Origin of the sequence: Mesorhizobium sp. LjRoot246 (genome assembly GCF_964254115.1) — a bacterium.
Taxonomy (GTDB): domain Bacteria; phylum Pseudomonadota; class Alphaproteobacteria; order Rhizobiales; family Rhizobiaceae; genus Mesorhizobium.
Genome location: NZ_CAXUSN020000001.1, coordinates 2,762,292 through 2,783,503, shown reverse-complemented (window position 1 = coordinate 2,783,503; position 21,212 = coordinate 2,762,292). Strand labels below are relative to the sequence as shown.

The window sequence follows — 21,212 nt, the reverse complement described above, 5'->3', positions numbered from 1 at the left end:
ACGAAAACCGCCCCGGAGAGAGGCGTCAGGCCTTGAGGAAGGCCAGCGCTTTCGGAACGAAATCCGCGTGGTTCTGGAACACCCCGCCATGCCCGGCATCCGCATAGATCACCAATTGCGCTCCCGGAATGCGCCGGGCGAGATCGTAGGTGTTTCCGCTCGGCACCATCCTGTCGTGATCGCCGTTTGCAACCAGCGCGGGGATGCGGATGACGCTCAAATCTTGCGGCGCCTGCAGTCCATAAGCCTTGACCGCCTTGAGTTGCGCGCCGAACGCGCTTAGCGATATCGGCCTGTCGCGGTCGGCCTTGCGCTCCGTCAGCCGCTGCAGGAACGCCTTGGCGGCGCGGCGCCCATTCACCGTTCTTGTGAAGAACAGATAGTATTTCGGATCCCGAAAAGTCAGCGCACCCTTGATCATGTCGACGATCGTCAGTGGCGTCATCTTGTCTATACCTTGGCCACCGGCCGGCCCGGTTCCGGCCAGGATGAGCTTGCGCACAAGCTTGGGCTCGGTCAGCACAATCTCCTGGGCCACGAAACCGCCGAGTGAAAAGCCGAAGAGATCGACTTGCTCGAACCCCAGCGCCCGGACAAAGGCGACCGCATCGCGTGCCATCTCGGCAATGCTTGACGGCGTTTTGCCGCCCGAAGCACCGACACCCCTGTTGTCGAACGCAATCACCCACCGGGTCGCGGCGAGGCCATCGACGATGCGTGGATCGAAATTGTCCAGTTGAGCGCCGAGATGGTTGAGCAGGATCACCGGCACGCCCGTCCTGGTGCCGACTTCCCGGTAGACAAATGCCGTGCCGCCGACATCGACGGAGCGCGTCGGCGTGTCCTGGAACAATGCCGGTGAGTGAGGCAATCGATTGAATCCATGCGTCATGCTCGGCACCTCCGTCTTGTGGGGCCTGGCCGACTGTGTTGTCGTTGCGAGTCGCATGTGCGTGAAATCCTGTGCTCGCTGTCGTTCAAACCGGCAGGCGGAACTGTTTGCGCAGGCTCTTGTCGAATATCCCCGCAGGGGCAAAGCGGCGCAGCAGGCTGACCTGGCGCGCAGCCTTGCCGGCGGTGTAGCGCCGTCGCGGATGGGCATCGGTCGCTGCCTTGACGACCACCGCCGCCACCACTTCCGGCCGGTCGGCTACGGGCATCACATCGCGAAGCAGCGCTTCCAGCGTAGCTCGAGCCTGATCGTATTCCTTCAACAGCGAATCCGGCTGGATCCCGTTCTGGTCGAAGACAGTGCGAACGAATGCCGGCTCGATGACCGAGACGCGGATATTGAAGGCACGAACCTCGTGGTCGAGCGATTCCGAATAGCCCTCGAGCGCGTGCTTGACCGCCGAATAATGCGCTGAATACGGCGCCGGCACCAGTCCCAACACCGAGCCGATATTGACGATGCGCCCTTCGCCACGTTGCCGCATCGACGGCAACACCGCATTGGTCATGCGGATGACGCCGAACAGATTGACGTCGAACAGGGCCTGCACCTGCGCGATCGAGAATTCCTCGGCGCCTCCAAGCAGGCCGACGCCGGCATTGTTGACCAACAGGTCGATCCGGCCGGTCTGCGACAGCACTGTCGAAACGAGTGCGGCGACGGCCTCACCGTCGGTCACGTCGCAAACCAGCATGGTCACCCCGTCCGGGTCGTTGCCGGCCTTGCGCCGGCTGGTCCCGAAGACAGTGAACCCAGCCCGCGCCAGGGCCTCGGCACTGGCGCGGCCGATGCCCGAAGAGGCGCCGGTCACAACAGCGGTTTTTCCGGAATTCGCATTCATTTCGTGCTCCAAACTCATGGGGGCTAGCTTTTTTGCTGCGGTTGAATTACAGTCGTAATATCAGATTATGGTCATAATGCAATAGCAGAAAGGAATGGCAGCCATGCGCTACGAAAAGGGCAGAAGGGACGCCTCACGCGGACGGATCCTGGAGGTCGCCGCCGACCGTTTTCGCGGCGAAGGCATAGCCGCGTCCGGACTGGCGACCATCATGAGCGACGCCGGGCTGACGAACGGCGCCTTCTATCCGCACTTCCAATCCAAGGCGGAGCTTGTGCGCGAAAGCGTGGCGGCGGCGATGGAGCTTCAGGCGCAACAAATACGGGAAGCGTTGGCCGCCGGTGGCCCGGAGATGGCAATGGAGATGTATCTATCGACGGAGCACCGCGACAATCCCGGAAAAGGCTGCGCGTCAGCCGCGCTGCTGCCGGAGCTTGCCCGTCAGCCGCCTGAAACGCGTGAAGCCTATACAGATCACTTGCTGGCTTTGGTGCGCCAGTTGGCTGAAGCATTTCCGCAGGCCAGGGATCCGGAAGGCGTGGCGCTGGCTGTCTTTGCGACGCTCATCGGTGCGCTTCAAATGGCCCGCGCCGTGGGGGGGACGGAATTGTCCGATCGCATCCTCTCAGCGGGGAAAGATGCGGCGCGCGTACTGATCGAGCAGCGTTAGCCAGCGTCGCGCACCATCAGTCACATTGGTCAGGAAAGCACATCCTCAAGCCGCCCTGCCCGAAAAGCTTCGCATCAAGGTCGCCACTCTTCAATGCCCAGCGCCGCGACCAAAGGGTCCGGCGTCCCTTGCCAGCACCAGCTCCGCGTCGTCGGCGATATAGCTGACATAGCGGTAGTCGCGGATGAAGCTGATCCGCCCTTCTCGCCACTCCAGCCACATGAAGTGATGCGGCTTCGGGTCGGCCTGGTGTTCGAAGTGTTACTCATCTATCGGCTGGACACCCGGCGCGTTTCACTCCTCCCGGAATGCGCGCTGTATCTGATCCGCCAGCGGCTTGATGAGATAGGACAGCATCGTGCGGCTGCTGGTCGAGAAGAACACCTCGACGGGCATGCCGGGCGCCAGGGTCAGTCCCTTGAGTCTCGTAAGTTCCGCGCGCGGCAAGACGATATGCACGGTGTAGTAGCCGGCGCCGCTTCGCTCGTCGGTGCTGAGATCGGCGGAGATCTTGCTGACGGTACCGTTGAGTTCGGGCGTGGTTCGCTGATTGAAGGCCGAAAGCCGCAGCGTCGCCCCCTGCCCCTGTTTCAGCTGATCGATGTCCTGCGGGGCGACGCGGGCTTCGACGGTCAGTTGGTCCGCGACCGGCACGATGAGCATGACCGGCTCGCCCGCAGTGATGACGCCCCCAATCGTATGCACGGCAAGCTGAAGGACGACGCCGGCCTGCGGGCTGCGTATGTCGATGCGCTTGAGCTGGTCCTCGGCCGATACCTTGCGTTCGACGAGTTCCGAGAGCTTTGCCTGGACCTCACGCAGCTCCGTGGCAACCTCGCTGCGCAGATCCTGATCGATCTGAATGATTTGCAGGCGGATTTCCGATGTGTGGCCTTTCGACTGTGCTATCGCCGCGGTTAGCTGCCCATGTTCAGCCTCCAGCCGCACGGCCTCGCGCTCAAGGGCGGTGATGCGATCAATCGAGACCAGCTTGCGGTCCCATAATGTACGCATGCCCGCGAGCTCGGTTCCGATCAGCTTGATTTCCTGGCTCTTGGCGTCTCTTTGCTCGGTCAATCCGGAGACCTCTTCCGCGAGCTGGGAGATACGTTCCGCCAACTGCGCCTTCTGGCCGGCGCGTGCCTGTCGGCGGAACTCGAACAGCGACTGCTCGCCGGCCATTGTGCCGCCGACATCGGGATCGTCCCGCCGAGACGTCAGCGACGGCGGAAAACCGATGGCGTCCGCACCATCGCGCTCGGCCTCGAGGCGTGCCAGGCGGGCATCGAGTTCATCCGTGCTCTTGGTGACAATAGCCAGATTGGCGCGGGTGACGGTTTCATCGAGATGAATTAGAACCTGTCCCGCCTGCACGGCATCGCCTTCACGCACGAAGATCTGGCCGACCACGCCGCCCGTCGGATGCTGCACCTTTTTGACGCTGGAATCGACAACCAGCTTTCCCGAGGCAATGACCGCGCCGGAGAGGTCGGTCACCGCGGCAAGGCTGCCCGCTCCGCCGACCAGAAGGATGCACGTCGCAACGCCGCCAAGCAGATAGCGTCGGATGGTCCGGTCGATCACCGATGTCGCCCTCTCCGCCATCAGAGCGCCGCCTCTTCAGGACTGGAGACAACTTTCAAAGGAACACTGATGGGGCGGGTCACCTTGGTCATGATCTCATTCTTCGGGCCAAAGGCCTGAATGCTGCCGTTCGTCATGACAAGGATCTGGTCAAGGCTTTGCAACGCGCTCGGCCGATGAGCCACCACGATGGCCATGCCGCCTCTGTCGCGCACGCCCTGGATAGCCGCCGTCAAGGCGGCTTCGCCGTCGGCATCGAGATTGGAATTCGGCTCGTCGAGTATGACAAGAAACGGATCGCCATAGAGAGCACGCGCCAAGGCGACCCGCTGTCTCTGACCCGCGGAAAGCGCCGACCCGGCCTCGCCGATCCGCGTTTCATAGCCTTCAGGCAGATGAACGACCAGATCATGAACACCGGCGGCGCGCGCGGCGGTCAGTATCTTGTCCGAGGGCGCCTGGGGTTCGAAGCGAGCTATGTTCTCGGCAATGGTGCCGTCGAACAGCTCGACATCCTGCGGGAGATAACCGACATGCTTGCCGAGTTCTTCCGACGACCACTGGTCGAGCGTCGCACCGTCGAGCCTGACGGTACCGCGCACCGGCAGCCAGACGCCGGCGATAGCTCTGACGAGCGAGGATTTTCCCGAAGCGCTCGGACCGATGATGCCGAGGCCAGCGCCTTTCTCCAGCACGAAGCCCGCATCCTGGACGACAAGGCGGCGCTCGCCCGGCGGCGCCACACTGACGCCTTCCACCGAAAGGCGAAACAACGGCGGCGGAAGCGAAACAGTTGTTGCTGCCTCGGGCAGCAGCGCCAGAAGCTGGGTCAGGCGCGCCCAGGCCTGGCGGGCGCTGACGAAGCTCTTCCAATGCGCGATCGCGAGTTCGATCGGTGCCAGCGCCCGGCTCATCATGATCGAACTGGCGATCATGATGCCGCCCGTCGCCTCCTGATGGATGACGAGGTAGGCGCCGATCGCCAGGATGCCGGATTGAAGCATCATGCGCACGACTTTCGAAATCGTTCCGAGCGTCCCCGCCAAATCGCTCGCCTTGGCATTGGTCCCGAGATAGTCGGCGTTGACGACTGACCAGCGCTCGGCGATGCGTGGGCCAAAACCCATCGCCTGAAGGACCTCGACATTGCGGCGCGTCGCCTCCGCCAGCGTGTTGCGTGCGGCGGCTTGGAGGTTGGCACGTTTCGCGGGCTCCTTGGTGCGCACTTCCGCCAGCAAGGTCAAGCCAAACAGAATGATAGCGCCCAGCAGCGCGGTCATACCGATCCAGAAATGGAACAGGAAGCAGATTGCGAGATAAAGCGGCATCCACGGCAGGTCGAACAGCGCGGTCGGCCCAACGCTCGACAGGAACGATCGGACCTGATCGAGGTCCCGCAATGACTGCAAGCCATCGCCGGTGAGCTTCGCGCGCAACGGCAGACGCATTAGTGCGGTGTAGACCTGCCCGCTGAGCCGCGCATCGAGCGCCATGCCGATACGCACCAGCAGCCGCGATCGGATCAGCTCGAGAACGCCCTGAAAGACGAACAGCATTGCCGCAAACACGGCAAGGCCGACCAGCGTCGGCACGCTGCGGCCGGGGATGACGCGATCGTAGACCTGCAGCATGAAGAACGAGCCGGTCAGCGCCAGGACGTTGACGACCCCGCTCATCAAGGCGATACCGGCGAATGCCCTACGAAAATAAGCCAACACCGCCGTGAGGGTCGTTCGCGGCGGCTCAGATGGATGGGAGTGAGACATCGTCTTTCACCTTGGTTCCAGCTCGGGCGCGAGCGGCAATGAACGCGTACGAGAACAGTTGGCGAAGGGTGTCGGTTTCACTCCATCTTCCAGCATGGCCCCTAGATGAACCAATCATTCAGCGCGTAGGCATGGACATAGTCGATGTGCATTTCAGAAGGGGTGGCGAGCCCGTCGGCCGGCGCTCCCGCCATGCCGCCGACAGCCTGGTCGACCAGCATATACATTGGCTTGTGCATGTCGGCGGGCGTTGGTGCACGGGCAACTTCGACATCGTCGAAGTACCAAACCAGTTCGCTTGGTGTCCAAAGCACCCCATACTTGTGGAACCCTTCGGTATCCGCTGCATATACGGTCGAGGTCACTTTCGTATGCGACCCCGTCGCATTCGAGTGGCTGGTCAGGGTGAGCTTGTTGGGATCCTGGCCGACCATCTCCACGGCGTCTAGTTCCGGCGGCCAGGACCCATCCGCCGGAAGAAGCCAGAAGGCCGGCCATGCACCCTGCTTTTCGGGCATGTCGGCGCGAATTTCGAAATATCCGTAGGTCTGTGCGAAGGAATGGTAGGTCGTCAGCAGACCTGATGTGTAATCATAGTTGTTTATATAGGGCTTGATCGCGTCGGGAGCCCGGGCGGCCGTAATGGTGAGAACACCGTCCTGGACGCTGAACGGGTTGACGGAACTCGTGGGGGCGTAGCTGGCGTCGATATACCACTGAAGCTCGCCGTTGGAGGTGAGCGAGCTGCCGTTCGGAGCACCCCACCAGAAGTTCGTATCCCAGGTCCCGCTCGAACCGCTATGCAGGTTCAGCGTATTGAACTCGTCCGAGAAGGTGAGCGTCAGATGCGATCTGTCCAGAGCGAGATCGAATTGGTTGGCGCTGAACTGGTCGATGGTCTTGTTGGCGAAGACGAGAAACTCGGTTGGCGACAGATTGAGTCGGACGTTCGATCCCGACTGCACCATGTTGGCGTGCACCTGGTCGAAGGAGGTGAAGCCGTAGCCCCCGACGCGCACGGTATCGTCGGCGCCGAAGTCGAGAATGAGGTCGCTGCCATTGCCTGGATTGACGACAAAAATGTCCCCGCCGGAACCACCCTTGAGAACATCGTCGCCCTTCAAACCGTCGAGCGTCTGCTGGCCGGAGCCGCCGATGAGGATGTTGTTCAGCGCGTTTCCGAAGGCATATTGTTTATCGCCCGTGACGGTCAGATTCTCGAAATTCTCCGGCAGCCTATAGCTCGTCCAGGTTGAGATCGTATCGATACCCTCGTTGGGCAGCTCCACCGCTTTGTTCTTCAAGGAGTACAGGTAGTAAATATCGTCGCCCTTGCCGCCATACATCGTGACGCTGACGCTGCCATCGCCATACAGCGAATCATTATAGATGCTGCCGTAGAGGGCCGGACCCGAATTCGTCGCCGAGTACCACCTTACGGAGGACCCGCTATAGGGGAGCGGAACGCCCTTGGCGTTGGTTACGGTGGCCATTTTACTCACAGCTCCGTTGGTTTGTTCCAAGCCCTAACACGATGGAAGGCAAAAGGAGCCGATACGTTTTGTCTCCCAACTTAGGAGGGTTACCAAAAGGTAAATGCGGGAGCGGCCGAACGCCTCTGGTGGTGCCTGAAAAAGCGGACCTTGCCGTCGATCCTGTGGAAGTTCGCGGGTGCGCCACCCACGATGAGAATCAGAAGAGAGTGAGCGAAGGCTCTTCGGGTTCGGACTGCGTATAGGCCAGGAACTCGGCGTGCGGAACTCGGTTGACGGACCAGTTCCCTGCGCCCGGCGGGCGGGTACGCCAGGATGACTGTCAGGCCGGAGATGACCGGGTGGTAGATGCAGACGATGAAGGCGCTGCCGCCGGGCTGACGCGCACGCATCCCAGCCGATACTGCCCTAAATATCGAGCGCAACCATCATGCCGCGGACTTCGGCCATTTCCAGCAGCAGGTCCTGCAGTCTTTCATCCAGCGCGGCACCGGTCAGCGTCAGAAGCTCCGTGATGCTCTCTTTCATCGATATGACGGCGGCGCCTGTCTTCTCGGCGAGCAGCCTTCCAATGGCCGCTCGGATCAGGTCGTCCTGATCAGACATTGTTTCACGTTCCAACGCTCTACAACCTCCCCTTGCTTCCCTTGCCTCACCGCCGCTTTCGACGACAGAGCGTGATTTCCCTTACGGTATGATTTTTTGATGCGATGCCGGCTGGCCTTGCGCACGCCAACAGGTCATCTCAAAGCGACCGATCGCCTTGATCGGCCCGCCAGCAGTTCAACGCCGACAAGGATGGCAGCGGCGAAAAATTGCCGGGCTGGACGGTTTCCGATCGCGGTAAGCAGTGCCAGCGGCACTTCGTGCCGGCAAAACCCGATGCACGGGTCTCCTTCGACCGTTGCGGACAATTTCCATCCCCACCTCCCCTTGCACAAAAGTAGCGACCAATGCCGATACCCCTAAAAGGTTCCCTCCGCGATATTTTTCTCGTCTTGGTTGTAGCGCATGCCCGGCAAGCCAATCATTCCGGAGGGCCACATGGCCAAAATCTCTGCGCATCATTTTAAATCTTGACGCGTGTCAATTTTTTATAAAACATGTGGAAATGCTTGCATGGGCATCGGCTAGCGCTCTGGGAGGAGCAATGCCTGACATCAAAAAGCGCCCGAACCGGGGCTGCATAGACTCGACCATCGACGCCGAGCAGGCCAAGGCCGTGTTGAAGTGAGCACACCTGCAGACAACGCGCTCGCCGCCCATTCGGCGGGCGCTGAGGAGAGCCGCCCCTCCCTGGCGGCTCTCCTCCTCGATCCCTCTTTCTGGGCCGACTGGGCATCCGTCGTCGGCCTGGTCAGTCACCTTCGACTACGGCCATTTCGCTTGTCTGTATGACGCGATGGTCGACGATCTCGGCCTGTTCGACGCCAAGGTCGAGGTGCATTCCAACACCCGCTCGGCCCGGTGACGAAAACCTCCGGGCCGCTCTATGGCGATGCCTTCTCAAATGAACTCGAGATTTTCCACCGCCACATCACCGAAGGCACCAAACCGCTGACCGACCTCGCCGATTCACGCCGCGACCTAGCGCTGATGGCCGAAATCATCGAACGGATGAAGGAGAACAGCCAGCGCTGAGGCGTACCTACTGCCCTACTGCCCTACTGCCCTACTGCCCTACTGCCCTACTGCCCTACTGCCCTACTTCCCACAATGATGATCGTTGATCTTGTTCAACGCATTCGCGTCGGGTCCGACACGATGGTAGGAGCAGGCGCCGGCCGCCGTCGTGAACAACTGCTGGTCGTAGTAGCGCGGGCCGCCGAACAGGAAGTCGATGAGATCGTCATCGGCGGGAACGTAGCGTTCGGATTGAACCCGGCGGTCGTGATGCCGGTCGCCGGCGAAGGCCGAGGCGCAAAAGCTTGAGCCCATGGCAACAGCGAGGGCGAGGATCGCAACGCATTTCGTGGTCATCGGCAACACCCCTCCTGGCCATTCTGGAATCACAGCATACATCCAAAATCGCCAGCCGGACAAAAGTTCCAGAAAAGGCCGCGATAGGCTCTTGCCGAAGCTAACGGCCTCGCTCATCCATGGCGCGTGGAAATTTGGGACCAGCAATGACCGATGCCAGCCTTCATCTCGTCGAAGCGACGATCGACCAATTGCGGCGCGCGCTCGACGACGGCACCGTCACCAGTGTCGAATTGGTCGGAGCCTATCTCAGGCGCATTGCGCATTTCGACCGCCATGGCATCGCCCTCAACGCCGTCCCCGTGCTCAACCCCGCGATGTTCGAAGACGCGGCCGCTTCCGACCAGCGGCGCCGCAACGGCGCCGTGCTCGGGCCGCTCGACGGCATTCCCTACACCGCCAAGGACAGTTACAAGGTCTCGGGCCTGACGGTCGCCGCCGGCTCCCCGGCCTTCGAGCATCTCGTCGCCAATGAGGACGCCTTCACCATCGCCCGGCTGCGCGCCGGCGGCGCGGTGCTGATCGGCCTCACCAACATGCCGCCAATGGCCAATGGCGGCATGCAGCGCGGCGTCTATGGCCGCGCCGAGAGCCCCTACAATGTCGACTATCTGACCGCCGCCTTCGCGTCGGGCTCGTCCAACGGTTCCGGCACGGCGACGGCAGCCAGCTTCTGCGCCTTCGGGCTTGGCGAGGAAACTTGGTCATCCGGCCGCGCACCGGCCACCAACAATGCGCTGGTCGCCTACACGCCGTCGCGCGGCGTCATTTCAGTGCGCGGCAACTGGCCGCTGGTGCCGACCATGGATGTCATCGTGCCGCACACGCGCAACGTGCCCGACATGCTCGAACTGCTCGACGTGATTGTCGCCGACGATCCCGAGACGCGAGGCGATTTCTGGCGCGCCCAGCCTTGGGTCGCGCTGCCGAAAAGCTCCGACGTGCGGCCGCCCCGCTATACCGACCTCACGCTGGCGGGATCGCTGAAAGGCAAGCGCCTAGGCGTGCCCAGAATGTATATCGGCCGCGACAGCGAGGCAGACAAGCCGATCGAAACCCGCGCCTCGGTGCTGGCCCTGTGGCAACAGGCGGCAGCCGATCTCAGACGGCTTGGCGCCGAGGTGATCGAGGTCAATTTTCCCGTCGTTTCCAACTATGAGCGCGACCGCCCCGGCGCGCGCAGCATGGTCGAGCGCGGATTTGTGCCGCCGGACTTCGCCGAGCGCGAACTCTGGGATCTCTGCATCTGGGGCTGGGACGATTTCTTGCGCGCCAATGCCGACCCGGCGCTGCCCGATCTCGTTTCGGTCGACGGCCCAAAGATCTTCCCGCAGCCGCCGGGCACACTACCCGACCGCTATGAAGGCGGCTTTGATCTGGCCGAGTATGTCGAGCGCGCGAAATCCGGCGTCACGCCTGTTTTGGATATCCCGACGATGGAGGACGGCCTGAAGGGGCTGGAAGCGACGAGACGGATCGATTTCGAGGACTGGCTCGACGCGCAAGGGCTCGACGCCGTGGCGCTGCCCGCCGCCGCCGATGTCGGTCCGGCCGACGCCGACATTAACGAGGCGTCCGCCGACCTTGCCTGGCGCAACGGCACCTGGGTCGCCAACGGCAATCTGGTCTGGCGCCATTTCGGCATTCCCACTATCACCGTACCGATGGGCACCATGGCCGACATCGGCATGCCGGTCGGCCTGACTTTCGCCGGCAAGGCCTATGACGATGAGAGGCTGCTGCGCATGGCCGGCGACTACGAACGCTCCAGTCAGCGCCGTAGCCGCCCGCCGCGCACGCCTGAGTTGGACGACGATGTTTTTCCGAGCCGGCCCGCCCAATCCGGCGACGGCAAAGCGCCTCCGTTCGCCATCGCGCTTTCCGCCGAAACGCGGCCTTCCGGCGATCAGGACGAAATCGTCATCACACTCGACCTGCCCAGCGAAGCAACTGAGGCGGCCAGCGTCAGGGTGCATATCAACGGCGAGCCGGCTGCGATGCAGCGAAGCGGCGCGCGCTTCACCGGACGCGCGCTCGTCCCGACTGCCGAACATCAGCGGTTCCACAGCGTCTGGCGCGGCTCGTATGGCTCGATCGTGACGGCGGTAGTGCGGTTGGAGGATGAGCGTAGCGCCGGCGCCTATGCGGTCACCGGCGGCATCGGGTGAGCGGAGCGGGAAGAATCCAGCGACCAACGTCGAGTTCCTTCGCGCCCCCCTCTGTCCTACCGGACATCTCCCCCACGAGGGTGGAGATTGGCCGTCATTGCGGCCTTCGCCAATCTTCGACGTTGCAGGAAAAGGGCCGGCGCCCGAACTGCCAATCTCTCCCCTCGTGGGGGAGATGTCCGGCAGGACAGAGGGGGGCGCCGTAGAGCGTCACCGCTGCCGACTCTCGGCAAAGGCAATATCCCGACGAATGGCATCCCGCTTGTCCTGAGACAGGCCGGCAAGCAGGCCTTCGTCGAGGTAGCCTGCCCGAATGAGTTGAGCGAAGACGAAAAGAAGCTGGGAGTAGCGATAGTCGAACATTCGATCAATCTTCCGTCGCTGTTCATTCAAATAGTCTTCGACCTCCCACATCTCGGCGGGGAGCGTCGCGGCGTTGGCCTTGCTTTTGAATTCGGCCATCGTCCTTGCGAGCGCCACCTCAAGTGCCGCGTCGAAGGCGTGGCGTGCGATCTTCTTTTCGGATGCGGACCAGCTTTCCCTAGAATCCATGATTTTCTCCGTCCTTGGATTACCCCACCGCCAAAACGTCGCCAGACGACCCCTCTCAATCCGTCCTGATCCACACACCCTTGGTGTTGAGATACTCCTCGAGATGCTCCGCACCGCCCTCCCGGCCGTAGCCGCTCATCTTGTAGCCGCCGAAGGGTACTGCCGGGTCGATCGCGTGATAGGTGTTGACCCAGACGGAGCCTGCGCGCAGGCGGTTAGCCAGTTGGTGGGCCTTGCCGAGGTCGCGGGTGAACACGCCGGCACCCAGCCCATAGGGCGTATCGTTGCCGCGCCGCACCACTTCGTCCAGCGTGTCGAAGGGCAGCGCCGAGATGACCGGGCCGAAGATTTCTTCCCGGGCGAGGCGCATGTCGTCGGTGACACCGGAAAACACGCTCGGCGCGATGAAATTTCCGGCGCCGAGCGCACCGTCGGTGATGCGGTTGCCGCCTGTGACCAGTCTTGCGCCTTGCCTGGTGCCGTCCTCGATGAAGCCGGTGACGCGTTCGAGTTGCCTGGGCGAAATCAGCGGCCCGATCTCGGTCTCGGGGTCGGCGCCGTCGCCGATCCTGAGTTTTGCCGCATAGGCCGAGACCCGCTCGACGAACTCGTCATGGATCGGCCGTTCGACGAACAGCCGCGAGCCGGCGATGCAGATCTGGCCGGAATTGGCGAACACCGACATAGCCGCGATCGGCACGGCGCGCTCAAGATCGGCGTCGGCACAGACGATGACCGGCGACTTGCCGCCGAGCTCTAGCGAGACGCGCTTCATGTTGCCGGCCGAGGCGCGCAGGATGTTCTGGCCGGTGACCGTCGAGCCGGTGAAGACGATCTTGTCGACATCCATATGGGCGGCAAGCGGCGCCCCGGCCTCAGCGCCCGTGCCGGTGACGACGTTGACGACGCCAGGCGGCACGCCGGCCTCCATCATCAGCGCGCCGATCAGCAGCGGCGTCAGCGGCGCTTCCTCGGAAGGCTTCAGCACGATGGTGCAGCCGGTCGCCAGCGCCGGGCCGATCTTCCAGATCGAGGCGGCGGTCGGCGCGTTCCAGGGAATGATGGCGCCGACGACGCCGATCGGCTCCTTGCGCGTATAGGATACGATCTCGCCCGGCAGCGAATTGCCGATCGTGTTGCCATGGATCGACGTCGCCATGCCGGCATAGAAGCGCAGCATGCCCAAGACGCGGTTCTTGTTGGCAAGCGTGCGCACGATGGGCATGCCCATGTCCGTGGTGTCCGAAAGCGCGATCTCTTCCCAATGCCGCTCCATCAGGTCGGCGATCTTGAGCAGCAGCACCTGGCGTTCATAGGGCTTGAACCGGCTCCACGGCCCGTCGAAGGCGCGCCGGGCAGCCGCCACGGCGAGATCGATGTCACGGGAATCGGAGAGCGGCACGGTGCCGATCACAGCCCCTCTAGCAGGGTTGCGTGTCTCGAAGGTCCGGCCGCTCAGCGCATCGCACCAGGCGCCGTCGATCAGCATCTTGCGATGCCGGCCATCGATGGGCGTATGCAGCGGCAAATCCCTCACCGGTACGGTCATGCTCGTGTCCTCAGTTCGCACCGACCTAGCGGGCGGCCCAGATGAGACCCCGCTCGACAATCAGCGCCATTTCCGGCACCGCGAATTCGTCGGCATTGTGCCCCAGCGCGCTGTAGAAGACCTTGCCCGCCCCATAGCGACGCTTCCAGACGACCGGCATGACGACGCCGCCTATCCCCGGGAAATGCGCGTCGGTGAAGGTGGTTGTGGCCAGCACCTCGTTGCTGGGATCGACATGCATGTAGTATTGCTCCGACCGGTAGGCGAAATCACTGACGCCCTTTGTGATCGGGTCGTCGGGCCGGGTGATCGCGACCGTGTAGTCGATGATGTCGCCGGGATGCGCGACCCACTGGCCGCCGGTCATGAACTGATAGTCGGGCTCATTGCGAAAACTGTCGCCCATCGTGCCGTGAAAGCCGCCAAGCCCGGTGCCCTGGCGAACCGCAAGCGTCAGGTTCTGAAGTTCAGCCTTTTCGATCTTCGACATCGTGATGACAGGCACGATGAGATCGAAGGAAGCAAGCTCCGGATCGGCGAACATCGCGGTGCCCTGGCCGAGCGTGACGTCGAACCCGTTGCGTTCAAGCAGGGTGCGAACGATGTTCGCGCTCTGCTCCGGCGTATGGCCTTCCCAGCCGCCCCAGGCGATCAACGCCTTCTTCGCCATAGTGTACCTCCCTGGAATGTTCCGTCTTGATCCGGTGTCAGCGCCAGCCCAGCGCCGGCGCGACATGGGTCAGGATCGCCTCGATGACATGCGCATTGTAGTCGACGCCGAGCTGGTTCGGAACGGTGAGTAGCAGCGTGTCGGCCTCGGCGATTGCCTCATCCTCAGCCAACTCCTTGATCAGCACATCCGGCTCGGCGGCATAGCTGCGGCCGAAGATCGCTTTGGTGTTCTCCTCGATGAAGCCGATCTGGTCGCGGCTTTCATTGCCGCGGCCGAAATAGGCGCGGTCGCGGTCGTCGACCAGCGCGAAGATGCTGCGGCTGACCGAGACGCGCGGCTCGCGGCTGTGGCCGGCCGCCTTCCAGGCCTCGCGGTAGATGCGTATCTGCTCGGCCTGCTGGATGTGGAAAGGCTTGCCGCTCTCGTCGAATTTGAGCGTCGAGCTCTGCAAATTCATGCCGAGCTTCGCCGCCCATTCCGATGTGGCGTTGGTGGCCGCGCCCCACCAGATCCGCTCGCGCAATCCTTCCGAATGCGGTTCGAGGCGCAAGAGGCCGGGCGGATTGGGGAACATCGGCCGTGGATTGGGCTGTGCGAACCCCTCGCCGCGCAGCGTGTCGAGGAAGACTTCCGCGTGATGCCGTGCCATGTCGGCGTCGCTTTTGCCTTCCGGCGGCGAGTAGCCGAAATAGCGCCAGCCATCGATCACTTGCTCGGGTGAGCCACGGCTGATGCCAAGCTGCAGGCGGCCACCGGCGATGATGTCGGCGGCACCCGCATCCTCGGCCATGTAGAGCGGATTTTCGTAGCGCATGTCGATGACCGCGGTGCCGATCTCGATGCGGCTGGTCTTGGCGCCGACGGCGGCCAGCAGCGGGAACGGCGAAGCGAGCTGGCGGGCGAAATGATGCACGCGGAAATACGCCCCGTCCGCGCCCAGTTGTTCGGCGGCGACGGCAAGGTCGATGGATTGCAAAAGCGCGTCCGAAGCCGAGCGCACTTGCGATTGCGACGAGGGCGTCCAGTGCCCGAACGACAGGAAACCGATTTTCTTCATAGCCATGCGATATAAGGATGCGCGTCAGGCTTCAATGCAAAAGAGATTCCGGCGCGTCCGGATCAGCTCATGCATCGCTATTCTCGAAGGCGCCGATGCCTTGCGCGATCAGGTTGGTCGCCATGACCAGCGAGACGATTGCCGCGGAATTGAAGACGACGACCCACCATTTGCCGCCGGTCAGGAAGCCGTAGCCGTCGGCGACGGCCAGCCCCCAATCGGCCGATGGCGGCTGGATGCCGAGGCCGAGAAAGCTCAGCGTCGCGATCGAAAAGAACGCATAGCCGAGCCTTGTGACGAGCTCGATCAGGATCGTTTCCCTGATGTTGGGCAGTATTTCCAGGAACATGATGGCAAGCGGACCTTCGCCGCCAAGCCGCGCGGCGCTGACATAGTCGCGCTCCTTCTGCTCGCGCACGGCCGCCCGGACGGTGCGCGCCACCAGCGGCGCGTAGGCGATGCCGATCACCAGGATGACGGTGAGGTTCGACGGGCCGATCGCCACCAGCGTCATGGTGACGAGAACGATGAACGGAAAGGCCATCAGTGTATCGAGCAGCCGCGCCCCGATGGCATCGACCAGGCCGTCGAAATAGCCGAGCACCAGACCAATGATGCTGCCAGCGGCAACGCCGGCAAGTGTCGCCAGCGGCGCAACCAGCAGGATATCGCGCGATCCGACGATGATACGGGACAGCACGTCGCGGCCGAGCTGATCGGTTCCGAACCAGTGCGCGGCATCGGGCGGTGTCAGCATCGCCAGAAAATCCTCGACATAGGGATCGTATGGAACGAAGAGATTGCCGAACAGCGCGCAGGCGACCCAGAACAGCAGCAGCAGCGATCCGATCACGACCGATGGGGGCAGTGCGGACAAAGCACCGCGGATCCCGCGCACTGCCGGAAAGCCGGCCACGGCGCGCCGCGGCGAGGGAAATTCCGCCACATCCGTCATGAAGAGGTCCGGCGGCGTTGCCGCGGATCGAGCAGCGCAAGCACAAGGTCGCCCGCCGCCGCCGACAGCACGAAGATCGCCGCCATCACCAGGACGCCGGCCTCAAGCATCGGGAAATCGCGCGACTTGGCGGCGTTCAGAACCAGATTGCCAAGGCCCTGGATGCCGAACAGCGCTTCGATCACCACCAGCCCGCCAAGCATGTAGCCGGTCTGCGTCGCCAGCACCGCGATGGTCGGCGTCAGCGCATTGCGCAGCACATGCCGAAAAATGATCTCGCGGCGCTCGAGCCCTTTCAGGACGGCGGTGCGTGTATAGTCGGCGGCGATTGCCTCGATCACGCCGGCCCGCGTCATCCTGGCGATATAGCCGGCAAGGTTCAGCACCAGCGGCAGCGCCGGCAGGATCAGATAGTGGCCGTTCGTCCAGAAGCCCGCGCCATCAGGCGCAACACCCGAAATCGGGAACCAGTTCAGCCACAGACCGAAAACGATGAGCAGCATCAGGCCGGAGACGAAATCAGGCACGATGCCGAAGGAAACGCCTGCCATGACGATCAGCCGGTCGACCAAGTGGCCGGCATTGAGACCGGCGATCACGCCGGCACCAACTCCCAGCGGAACGAGAAAGAGCAGGATAATGCCGGCAAGGGCGGCGGAGCGCTTGAGGCTTTCCAGCACGAAGGGCGCCACCGGTGCGCCCATCGACAACGAGGTACCGAAGTCGCCGGTGACGGCCTTGCTGAACCAGAGCCAGTATTGGATGAGAACCGGCTGGTCGGCGCCCAGCCGCTTGTTCAGTTCCGCCACCGCCTGCGCATCGGCAAACGGCCCGAGCATCACGCGGCCGACATCGCCGGGCAGAACCTGCCCGGCGAAGAACACCAGGATGCTGACCAGCCATAGCGTGAGGACAAGTGTGCCCACACGCGCTGGCAGAATGCGGCCGGTCAGCATGTCGCGATCATGCCTGAACGAAGGAAACGCGGTCGAGCAGCAGATGCGAAATCGCGGTGAAGCGCACGCCCTCGACCTTCGAGCTGACGATCCGGCTGTATTGCGAGAAGTAGCTGATGATCGCCGGCGTCTCGTCGAGCAGCAAGGTCTGGATCTTGCCGGCAACGAGGCGCTGTGCCTGCAGATCACGCGCCTTCGAGTAGTCGAGCAGCAGCGCATCGTAGGCAGGGTTGTTGAAATGCGCCGCGTTCCAGGCACCTGAACTCTTCAGCGTGGCGTTGAGGAAGATGTCGGGCGTGCCGCGATGGCCGTAGTCGGTGATGCCGAGCACCGAATCCAGCCAGGGCGAGCTGCCGAAGGTCGCCGAGCCGTAGTAGGCGTCCTGTGGCAGGACGTTGAGCTTGACGTCGATGCCGGCCTTCTTGGCGAAGTTCTGGATGATCACCGCGTAGTCGGGAATGTCATAGGCACGCTCGGTGGTCAGCGTCACCTCGAAGCCGTTCGGCACGCCCGCCTCGCCGAGAAGACGCTTGGCTTCAGTGATGTCCTGCTTGCGCTGCGGCACCGACGGATCGGCCGACGGGAAGATCGGCGCGAACGGGGTGTCATTGCCGACGATGGCGCGGCCCTTGAGCAGGCCCTTGACCACCGCCTCGCGGTCGATGGTGAGCGCCAGCGCGCGGCGGATGCGCTTGTCGGTGAACGGCGCCTGGTCGGTCCTGAGATGCACCTGGTCATGCGAGCTTGCCTGCACGCTCAGCAGCTTGAAGTTGGGATTGCCCTCGATCGCCAGTTCCAGGCGCGTCGTGCTCGGGATGACATCAAGCTGGCCGGCCTGCAGCGCCAGAACCTGGGCTTGCTCATCGTCGAAGAACTTGATCTCGACCCGGTCGGGCAGCGCCTTGTCGCCCCAATAGTCCGGATTGCGCACGAAGCTGGCGCCCTGCTTGGGACGGAAGGATTCGAGCTTGAACGGGCCGGTGCCGTTGAAACTCTTCTCGAAATCACCGGCATAGTCGGCCGGCAGGATGACGGCGTTGTAGACGTCGGAGGAGACATAAAAGGGGAAGTTGCTGTTCGGGCCGTCGAGATCGAACGCGACTGTTTCGTCGTCGACCAGCTTGGCGCCGCCCTTGGACAGGATGCCCTTGTAGGCCGACAAGGCCGACGAGCCGCTGGCCGGATCGACCAGCCGCTCGAAGCTCGCCACCACATCCCGGCCCGTGACCGCGCGGCCGTCGTGGAATTTCACGCCTTGCCGCAATTTGAAGGTCCAGCGGCTGGCCGTCTCGTTGGCCTCCCAGGACAAAGCGAGCTTCGGCTGCAAACCGTCCTTCGGATCGTCGAGGATCAGATATTCGCCGACCTGGCTGATCACCCCGATGCTGGCCGGATCGGTCACCGAAACCGGATCGATCGCCTTGGTCGGCTGGCCGAGCCCGACGCGGACCGTGCCGCCGGCGGCTCCCGCTGCGCGCGCGCCTCCCAACCCCTGCGAGGCGGCAAAGCCGGTGAGGCCGAGCAGTGCGGCATATTTCAGGAGATCGCGGCGCTTGAGAAAGCCGCCCTGATATTCGTCGACGGCAACATTCCAGATGTCCCCCGACAAGTTGCGAACTGCGTCGATATCTCTGCGTTTGGTCATGTTAAACCCCTACTCTGAAATGAAGATTGAAAAGCTATTCGACGGGTTCGCCGTCGAGATGGATGCGGTCGACGGCCTGCGGATAGAAGGCGATGAGCCCTTTGATCTTGGGCATCTCCGCGATTGGATCGCGGTAGCTCCAGGCGATGTCCGGGCGCACCGACCCGTCGCTCAGCAGGCCGGACCAATAGGAGGCGATGCCTTTGTAGGGACAGCGCGTCGTCGAGTTGGACGCTGTCAGCCGCTCCAGCCGAATGTCTTCCGCCGGCAGGTAGAAACGCGTTGGCAGATGCGTCTCGAACAGCAGTACCGGGCGGTGGCTGTCGGCGATTGGCTCGCCGTCGAACCAGACCTGCACATGGCTCGAACTTTGCAGCACATCGATGCGCGCATAGGGATCGCGCGCGTGGACGAAGACCTCTTCATCTTCCTCGAACCATTGATCGACGGCCTTCCAGGTGAAGGCGATGCGTCCCGCCAGCGGCGCGAGGTTTTCATCCGGCGGCGACACGAACGCCCAGGCCGCGTTGGCGGCGCGCCTGTCGCCGCTGTCGATATCCCAGTACGCGGTCTCGCCGCCGACCGGATGCGGTTCGCGATGCAGCGAAGGCTTCAGCACCGACGGATCGACCGATGATGGCGGGAAGAAATAGATCGGCAGGAAATGGTTGGAGCGCAGCACCAGCACGTTGCGGCTGTCGGCGATGGTGCGGCTGCCGAACTTGACGCGCACGCGCTTGGGGCTGTGCAGGACATTGACGAGCTGCGGCGCGGTCGCTTCACGCGGCTGCAATCTTGGCGCAACGGTCATGATTGTTCTCCCGGTCAGGACACGGCGCGCGCATTGTCGCGCTGCTCGGCGAAGCGGTTGGCGGGCCGCGCCAGGCCGAAGCGGTCGCGCAGCGTTCCCGGCGCGTATTCGGTCGGGAAGACGCCGCGCCGCTGCAGCTCGGGCACCACCTGTTCGGCGAAGTTCACCCAATCCTCGGGCAGCAGCGGGAACATCAGGTTGAAGCCGTCGGCGGCACCCGAAACGAACCAGTCCTGCAACTGGTCGGCAATCTGGACCGGCGTGCCGGCAACGGTCGGCACCGAACCGCTATTGGCGAGCTTGCGCGCAATTTCGCGCAGGCTGAGATTCTGCTTCGCCCACTGCCTGACCCGGTTGAGCGACGTGCGCCCGCCATTGAACGTGCTCTCGTCCGGCAGCGGAGGCAGCGGCCCGTCCGGCGGATACACGGAGAGATCGATGCCGCTCCAGCTCGACAGAAGGTCGATGCCGACCTGGTCGGGCAGCAAGGTCTGCAGATATTCCTGCTTTTCCCGGCCTTCCGCCTCGGAGGCGGCGACGATCGGCAGGATGCCGGGCAGGATCTTGAAGCTCTCCGGCCGCCTGCCGTGACGGGCAAGACGCTCGTTGATGTCCTGCCGGTATTTGATGCCATCTTCCTTGGTGCTATAGATGGCGAAGTGCGCATCCGCCTGGGCGGTAGCGAAGTTCTTGCCGTCCTCTGACGAGCCGGCCTGGACGATCAGCGGATGGCCCTGTGGCGGTCGCGAGACGTTGAGCGGCCCGCGCACCTTGAAATGCTTGCCCTTGTGATCGATGGGATGAACCTTGTCGGGGTCGGCAAAATAGCCTGAGGCCTTGTCGATGAGCAGGGCCTCGTCTTCCCAGCTGTCCCACAGCGCCTTGACGATATCGAGGAATTCGGCCGCGCGCTCATAGCGGAACGCATGCTCGATATTGCCGTCACGACCGAAATTGCGCGCCTCCTCATCCATGGCCGAGGTGACGACGTTCCACGACGCCCTGCCCTTGCTGATATGGTCGAGCGAAGCGAACATGCGCGCCACATTGTAGGGCTCGCTGTAGGAACTCGACGCGGTGGTGATCAGGCCGATGTGTTTTGTCACGCCGGCCAGCGCCGACAGCAGCGTCAGCGGTTCGAGGCGGGCATTGGCGTAGTGGGCGACGCCGCTCTTGACCGAATCCCAGATCGACACGTGGTCGGCGACGAAGATGGTATCGATCCTGGCGCGCTCGGCCGCCTGCACGAGATCGCGGTAGAACTCGAAATCCAGCACCTCCCGCCCCGGCGCCCTCGGATGGCGCCACGACATCCGATGATCGCCTTGCGGGTTGAAGAAAAAAGCGCTGAGGATCATGTGGTCTCGAGCCATGCCGGCCTCCTTCCAGATCTGCTCCGGAGACCATCGCGCTGCCTCGGCAAGCGGCGACAATCTCTGCTGTGCGATGAAAGGTAGATTGCGCTTCGACTTAATCCGAGTAATTTTATAGAGATAATGCATTGCGAAAGCGGAAGCGATTGCCCTCGATGGCAGCGCTGGAAGAAAGTGGTTTCAGGCT

At 63.0% G+C, this 21,212-nt stretch carries 19 protein-coding genes and 1 pseudogene; 3 read left to right on the top strand and 17 right to left on the bottom strand.

Features of this window, described 5'->3' with window-relative positions:
• Window positions 1-25: 25 nt before the first annotated feature.
• Window positions 26-892, bottom strand: a complete 867-nt coding sequence (locus ACSQ3L_RS13360; protein WP_436160374.1) for an alpha/beta fold hydrolase — start codon at window positions 890-892, stop codon at window positions 26-28.
• A gap of 85 nt (window positions 893-977) precedes the next feature.
• Window positions 978-1,793 carry an oxidoreductase gene (locus tag ACSQ3L_RS13355; protein WP_436160373.1) on the bottom strand — a complete coding sequence of 272 codons (816 nt, stop codon included), beginning with the start codon at window positions 1,791-1,793 and terminating at the stop codon, window positions 978-980.
• A gap of 103 nt (window positions 1,794-1,896) precedes the next feature.
• Here ACSQ3L_RS13355 and ACSQ3L_RS13350 point away from each other — a divergent pair, with 103 nt between their 5' ends.
• Window positions 1,897-2,463, top strand: a complete 567-nt coding sequence (locus ACSQ3L_RS13350) for a TetR/AcrR family transcriptional regulator (RefSeq protein ID WP_436160372.1) — start codon at window positions 1,897-1,899, stop codon at window positions 2,461-2,463.
• Between the two features lie 90 nt (window positions 2,464-2,553).
• Here ACSQ3L_RS13350 and ACSQ3L_RS13345 read toward each other — a convergent pair.
• The 5 genes and pseudogenes from ACSQ3L_RS13345 to ACSQ3L_RS13325 all read right to left on the bottom strand — a co-directional run.
• Window positions 2,554-2,721, bottom strand: a pseudogene (locus tag ACSQ3L_RS13345) (RNA polymerase sigma factor); the annotation flags it as partial.
• Between the two features lie 36 nt (window positions 2,722-2,757).
• Window positions 2,758-4,068: an HlyD family type I secretion periplasmic adaptor subunit gene (locus ACSQ3L_RS13340; protein ID WP_436160371.1), complete on the bottom strand. Its 1,311-nt coding sequence runs from the start codon at window positions 4,066-4,068 to the stop codon at window positions 2,758-2,760.
• Window positions 4,068-5,813 carry a type I secretion system permease/ATPase gene (locus tag ACSQ3L_RS13335; RefSeq protein ID WP_436160370.1) on the bottom strand — a complete coding sequence of 582 codons (1,746 nt, stop codon included), beginning with the start codon at window positions 5,811-5,813 and terminating at the stop codon, window positions 4,068-4,070. The genes ACSQ3L_RS13340 and ACSQ3L_RS13335 overlap by 1 nt, the downstream gene beginning before the upstream one ends.
• A gap of 101 nt (window positions 5,814-5,914) precedes the next feature.
• The gene (locus tag ACSQ3L_RS13330; RefSeq protein ID WP_436160369.1) at window positions 5,915-7,306 is read right to left on the bottom strand and encodes a family 16 glycosylhydrolase; all 1,392 of its coding nucleotides are present in this window, start codon (window positions 7,304-7,306) and stop codon (window positions 5,915-5,917) included.
• A 408-nt stretch (window positions 7,307-7,714) separates the two neighbouring features.
• A complete protein-coding gene (locus ACSQ3L_RS13325; protein ID WP_292183359.1) occupies window positions 7,715-7,912 on the bottom strand; it encodes a hypothetical protein in 198 nt (65 codons plus the stop codon).
• An 861-nt stretch (window positions 7,913-8,773) separates the two neighbouring features.
• On the opposite strand from ACSQ3L_RS13325, the gene ACSQ3L_RS13320 reads away from it, so the two are divergent.
• Window positions 8,774-8,947, top strand: a complete 174-nt coding sequence (locus ACSQ3L_RS13320; protein ID WP_436160368.1) for a hypothetical protein — start codon at window positions 8,774-8,776, stop codon at window positions 8,945-8,947.
• 63 nt (window positions 8,948-9,010) lie between these two features.
• Here the strand turns inward: ACSQ3L_RS13320 and ACSQ3L_RS13315 are convergent, their stop codons facing one another.
• The gene (locus tag ACSQ3L_RS13315) at window positions 9,011-9,286 is read right to left on the bottom strand and encodes a hypothetical protein (protein ID WP_436160367.1); all 276 of its coding nucleotides are present in this window, start codon (window positions 9,284-9,286) and stop codon (window positions 9,011-9,013) included.
• Between the two features lie 146 nt (window positions 9,287-9,432).
• Between ACSQ3L_RS13315 and ACSQ3L_RS13310 the strand changes: the two genes are divergently transcribed.
• Entirely contained in the window at window positions 9,433-11,454 is a 2,022-nt protein-coding gene (locus tag ACSQ3L_RS13310) for an amidase (protein WP_436160366.1), read from the top strand.
• A gap of 210 nt (window positions 11,455-11,664) precedes the next feature.
• Here the strand turns inward: ACSQ3L_RS13310 and ACSQ3L_RS13305 are convergent, their stop codons facing one another.
• The 9 genes from ACSQ3L_RS13305 to ACSQ3L_RS13265 form a co-directional block, all read right to left on the bottom strand.
• A complete protein-coding gene (locus tag ACSQ3L_RS13305) occupies window positions 11,665-12,006 on the bottom strand; it encodes a hypothetical protein (protein WP_436160365.1) in 342 nt (113 codons plus the stop codon).
• A gap of 55 nt (window positions 12,007-12,061) precedes the next feature.
• Window positions 12,062-13,555 carry an aldehyde dehydrogenase family protein gene (locus tag ACSQ3L_RS13300; RefSeq protein WP_436160364.1) on the bottom strand — a complete coding sequence of 498 codons (1,494 nt, stop codon included), beginning with the start codon at window positions 13,553-13,555 and terminating at the stop codon, window positions 12,062-12,064.
• A gap of 25 nt (window positions 13,556-13,580) precedes the next feature.
• Window positions 13,581-14,225, bottom strand: coding sequence for a ThuA domain-containing protein (locus tag ACSQ3L_RS13295; protein WP_436160363.1), 645 nt, complete (start codon window positions 14,223-14,225; stop codon window positions 13,581-13,583).
• Window positions 14,226-14,262: 37 nt separating this feature from the next.
• Window positions 14,263-15,285 carry an LLM class flavin-dependent oxidoreductase gene (locus ACSQ3L_RS13290; RefSeq protein WP_436163429.1) on the bottom strand — a complete coding sequence of 341 codons (1,023 nt, stop codon included), beginning with the start codon at window positions 15,283-15,285 and terminating at the stop codon, window positions 14,263-14,265.
• Between the two features lie 67 nt (window positions 15,286-15,352).
• Window positions 15,353-16,240 carry an ABC transporter permease gene (locus ACSQ3L_RS13285; protein WP_436160362.1) on the bottom strand — a complete coding sequence of 296 codons (888 nt, stop codon included), beginning with the start codon at window positions 16,238-16,240 and terminating at the stop codon, window positions 15,353-15,355.
• Window positions 16,237-17,196: an ABC transporter permease gene (locus ACSQ3L_RS13280; protein ID WP_436160361.1), complete on the bottom strand. Its 960-nt coding sequence runs from the start codon at window positions 17,194-17,196 to the stop codon at window positions 16,237-16,239. Before ACSQ3L_RS13280 ends, ACSQ3L_RS13285 begins: the two co-directional genes overlap by 4 nt.
• Before the next feature lie 7 nt (window positions 17,197-17,203).
• Window positions 17,204-18,841, bottom strand: coding sequence for an ABC transporter substrate-binding protein (locus tag ACSQ3L_RS13275; RefSeq protein WP_436160360.1), 1,638 nt, complete (start codon window positions 18,839-18,841; stop codon window positions 17,204-17,206).
• A gap of 34 nt (window positions 18,842-18,875) precedes the next feature.
• A complete protein-coding gene (locus tag ACSQ3L_RS13270; protein WP_436160359.1) occupies window positions 18,876-19,652 on the bottom strand; it encodes a DUF427 domain-containing protein in 777 nt (258 codons plus the stop codon).
• Window positions 19,653-19,666: 14 nt separating this feature from the next.
• Entirely contained in the window at window positions 19,667-21,025 is a 1,359-nt protein-coding gene (locus tag ACSQ3L_RS13265) for an LLM class flavin-dependent oxidoreductase (RefSeq protein ID WP_436160358.1), read from the bottom strand.
• Between the last annotated feature and the right edge of the window lie 187 nt (window positions 21,026-21,212).

Excerpts from the sequence above, each read along its gene's own strand:
- ACSQ3L_RS13360 (WP_436160374.1), bottom strand. The coding sequence starts at position 892 with ATGACGCATGGATTCAATCGATTGCCTCACTCACCGGCATTGTTCCAG.
- ACSQ3L_RS13355 (WP_436160373.1), bottom strand. The coding sequence starts at position 1,793 with ATGAATGCGAATTCCGGAAAAACCGCTGTTGTGACCGGCGCCTCTTCG.
- ACSQ3L_RS13350 (WP_436160372.1), top strand. The coding sequence starts at position 1,897 with ATGCGCTACGAAAAGGGCAGAAGGGACGCCTCACGCGGACGGATCCTG.
- ACSQ3L_RS13340 (WP_436160371.1), bottom strand. The coding sequence starts at position 4,068 with ATGGCGGAGAGGGCGACATCGGTGATCGACCGGACCATCCGACGCTAT.
- ACSQ3L_RS13335 (WP_436160370.1), bottom strand. The coding sequence starts at position 5,813 with ATGTCTCACTCCCATCCATCTGAGCCGCCGCGAACGACCCTCACGGCG.
- ACSQ3L_RS13330 (WP_436160369.1), bottom strand. The coding sequence starts at position 7,306 with ATGGCCACCGTAACCAACGCCAAGGGCGTTCCGCTCCCCTATAGCGGG.
- ACSQ3L_RS13325 (WP_292183359.1), bottom strand. The coding sequence starts at position 7,912 with ATGTCTGATCAGGACGACCTGATCCGAGCGGCCATTGGAAGGCTGCTC.
- ACSQ3L_RS13315 (WP_436160367.1), bottom strand. The coding sequence starts at position 9,286 with ATGACCACGAAATGCGTTGCGATCCTCGCCCTCGCTGTTGCCATGGGC.
- ACSQ3L_RS13310 (WP_436160366.1), top strand. The coding sequence starts at position 9,433 with ATGACCGATGCCAGCCTTCATCTCGTCGAAGCGACGATCGACCAATTG.
- ACSQ3L_RS13305 (WP_436160365.1), bottom strand. The coding sequence starts at position 12,006 with ATGGATTCTAGGGAAAGCTGGTCCGCATCCGAAAAGAAGATCGCACGC.
- ACSQ3L_RS13300 (WP_436160364.1), bottom strand. The coding sequence starts at position 13,555 with ATGACCGTACCGGTGAGGGATTTGCCGCTGCATACGCCCATCGATGGC.
- ACSQ3L_RS13295 (WP_436160363.1), bottom strand. The coding sequence starts at position 14,225 with ATGGCGAAGAAGGCGTTGATCGCCTGGGGCGGCTGGGAAGGCCATACG.
- ACSQ3L_RS13290 (WP_436163429.1), bottom strand. The coding sequence starts at position 15,285 with ATGAAGAAAATCGGTTTCCTGTCGTTCGGGCACTGGACGCCCTCGTCG.
- ACSQ3L_RS13285 (WP_436160362.1), bottom strand. The coding sequence starts at position 16,240 with ATGACGGATGTGGCGGAATTTCCCTCGCCGCGGCGCGCCGTGGCCGGC.
- ACSQ3L_RS13280 (WP_436160361.1), bottom strand. The coding sequence starts at position 17,196 with ATGCTGACCGGCCGCATTCTGCCAGCGCGTGTGGGCACACTTGTCCTC.
- ACSQ3L_RS13275 (WP_436160360.1), bottom strand. The coding sequence starts at position 18,841 with ATGACCAAACGCAGAGATATCGACGCAGTTCGCAACTTGTCGGGGGAC.
- ACSQ3L_RS13270 (WP_436160359.1), bottom strand. The coding sequence starts at position 19,652 with ATGACCGTTGCGCCAAGATTGCAGCCGCGTGAAGCGACCGCGCCGCAG.
- ACSQ3L_RS13265 (WP_436160358.1), bottom strand. The coding sequence starts at position 21,025 with ATGGCTCGAGACCACATGATCCTCAGCGCTTTTTTCTTCAACCCGCAA.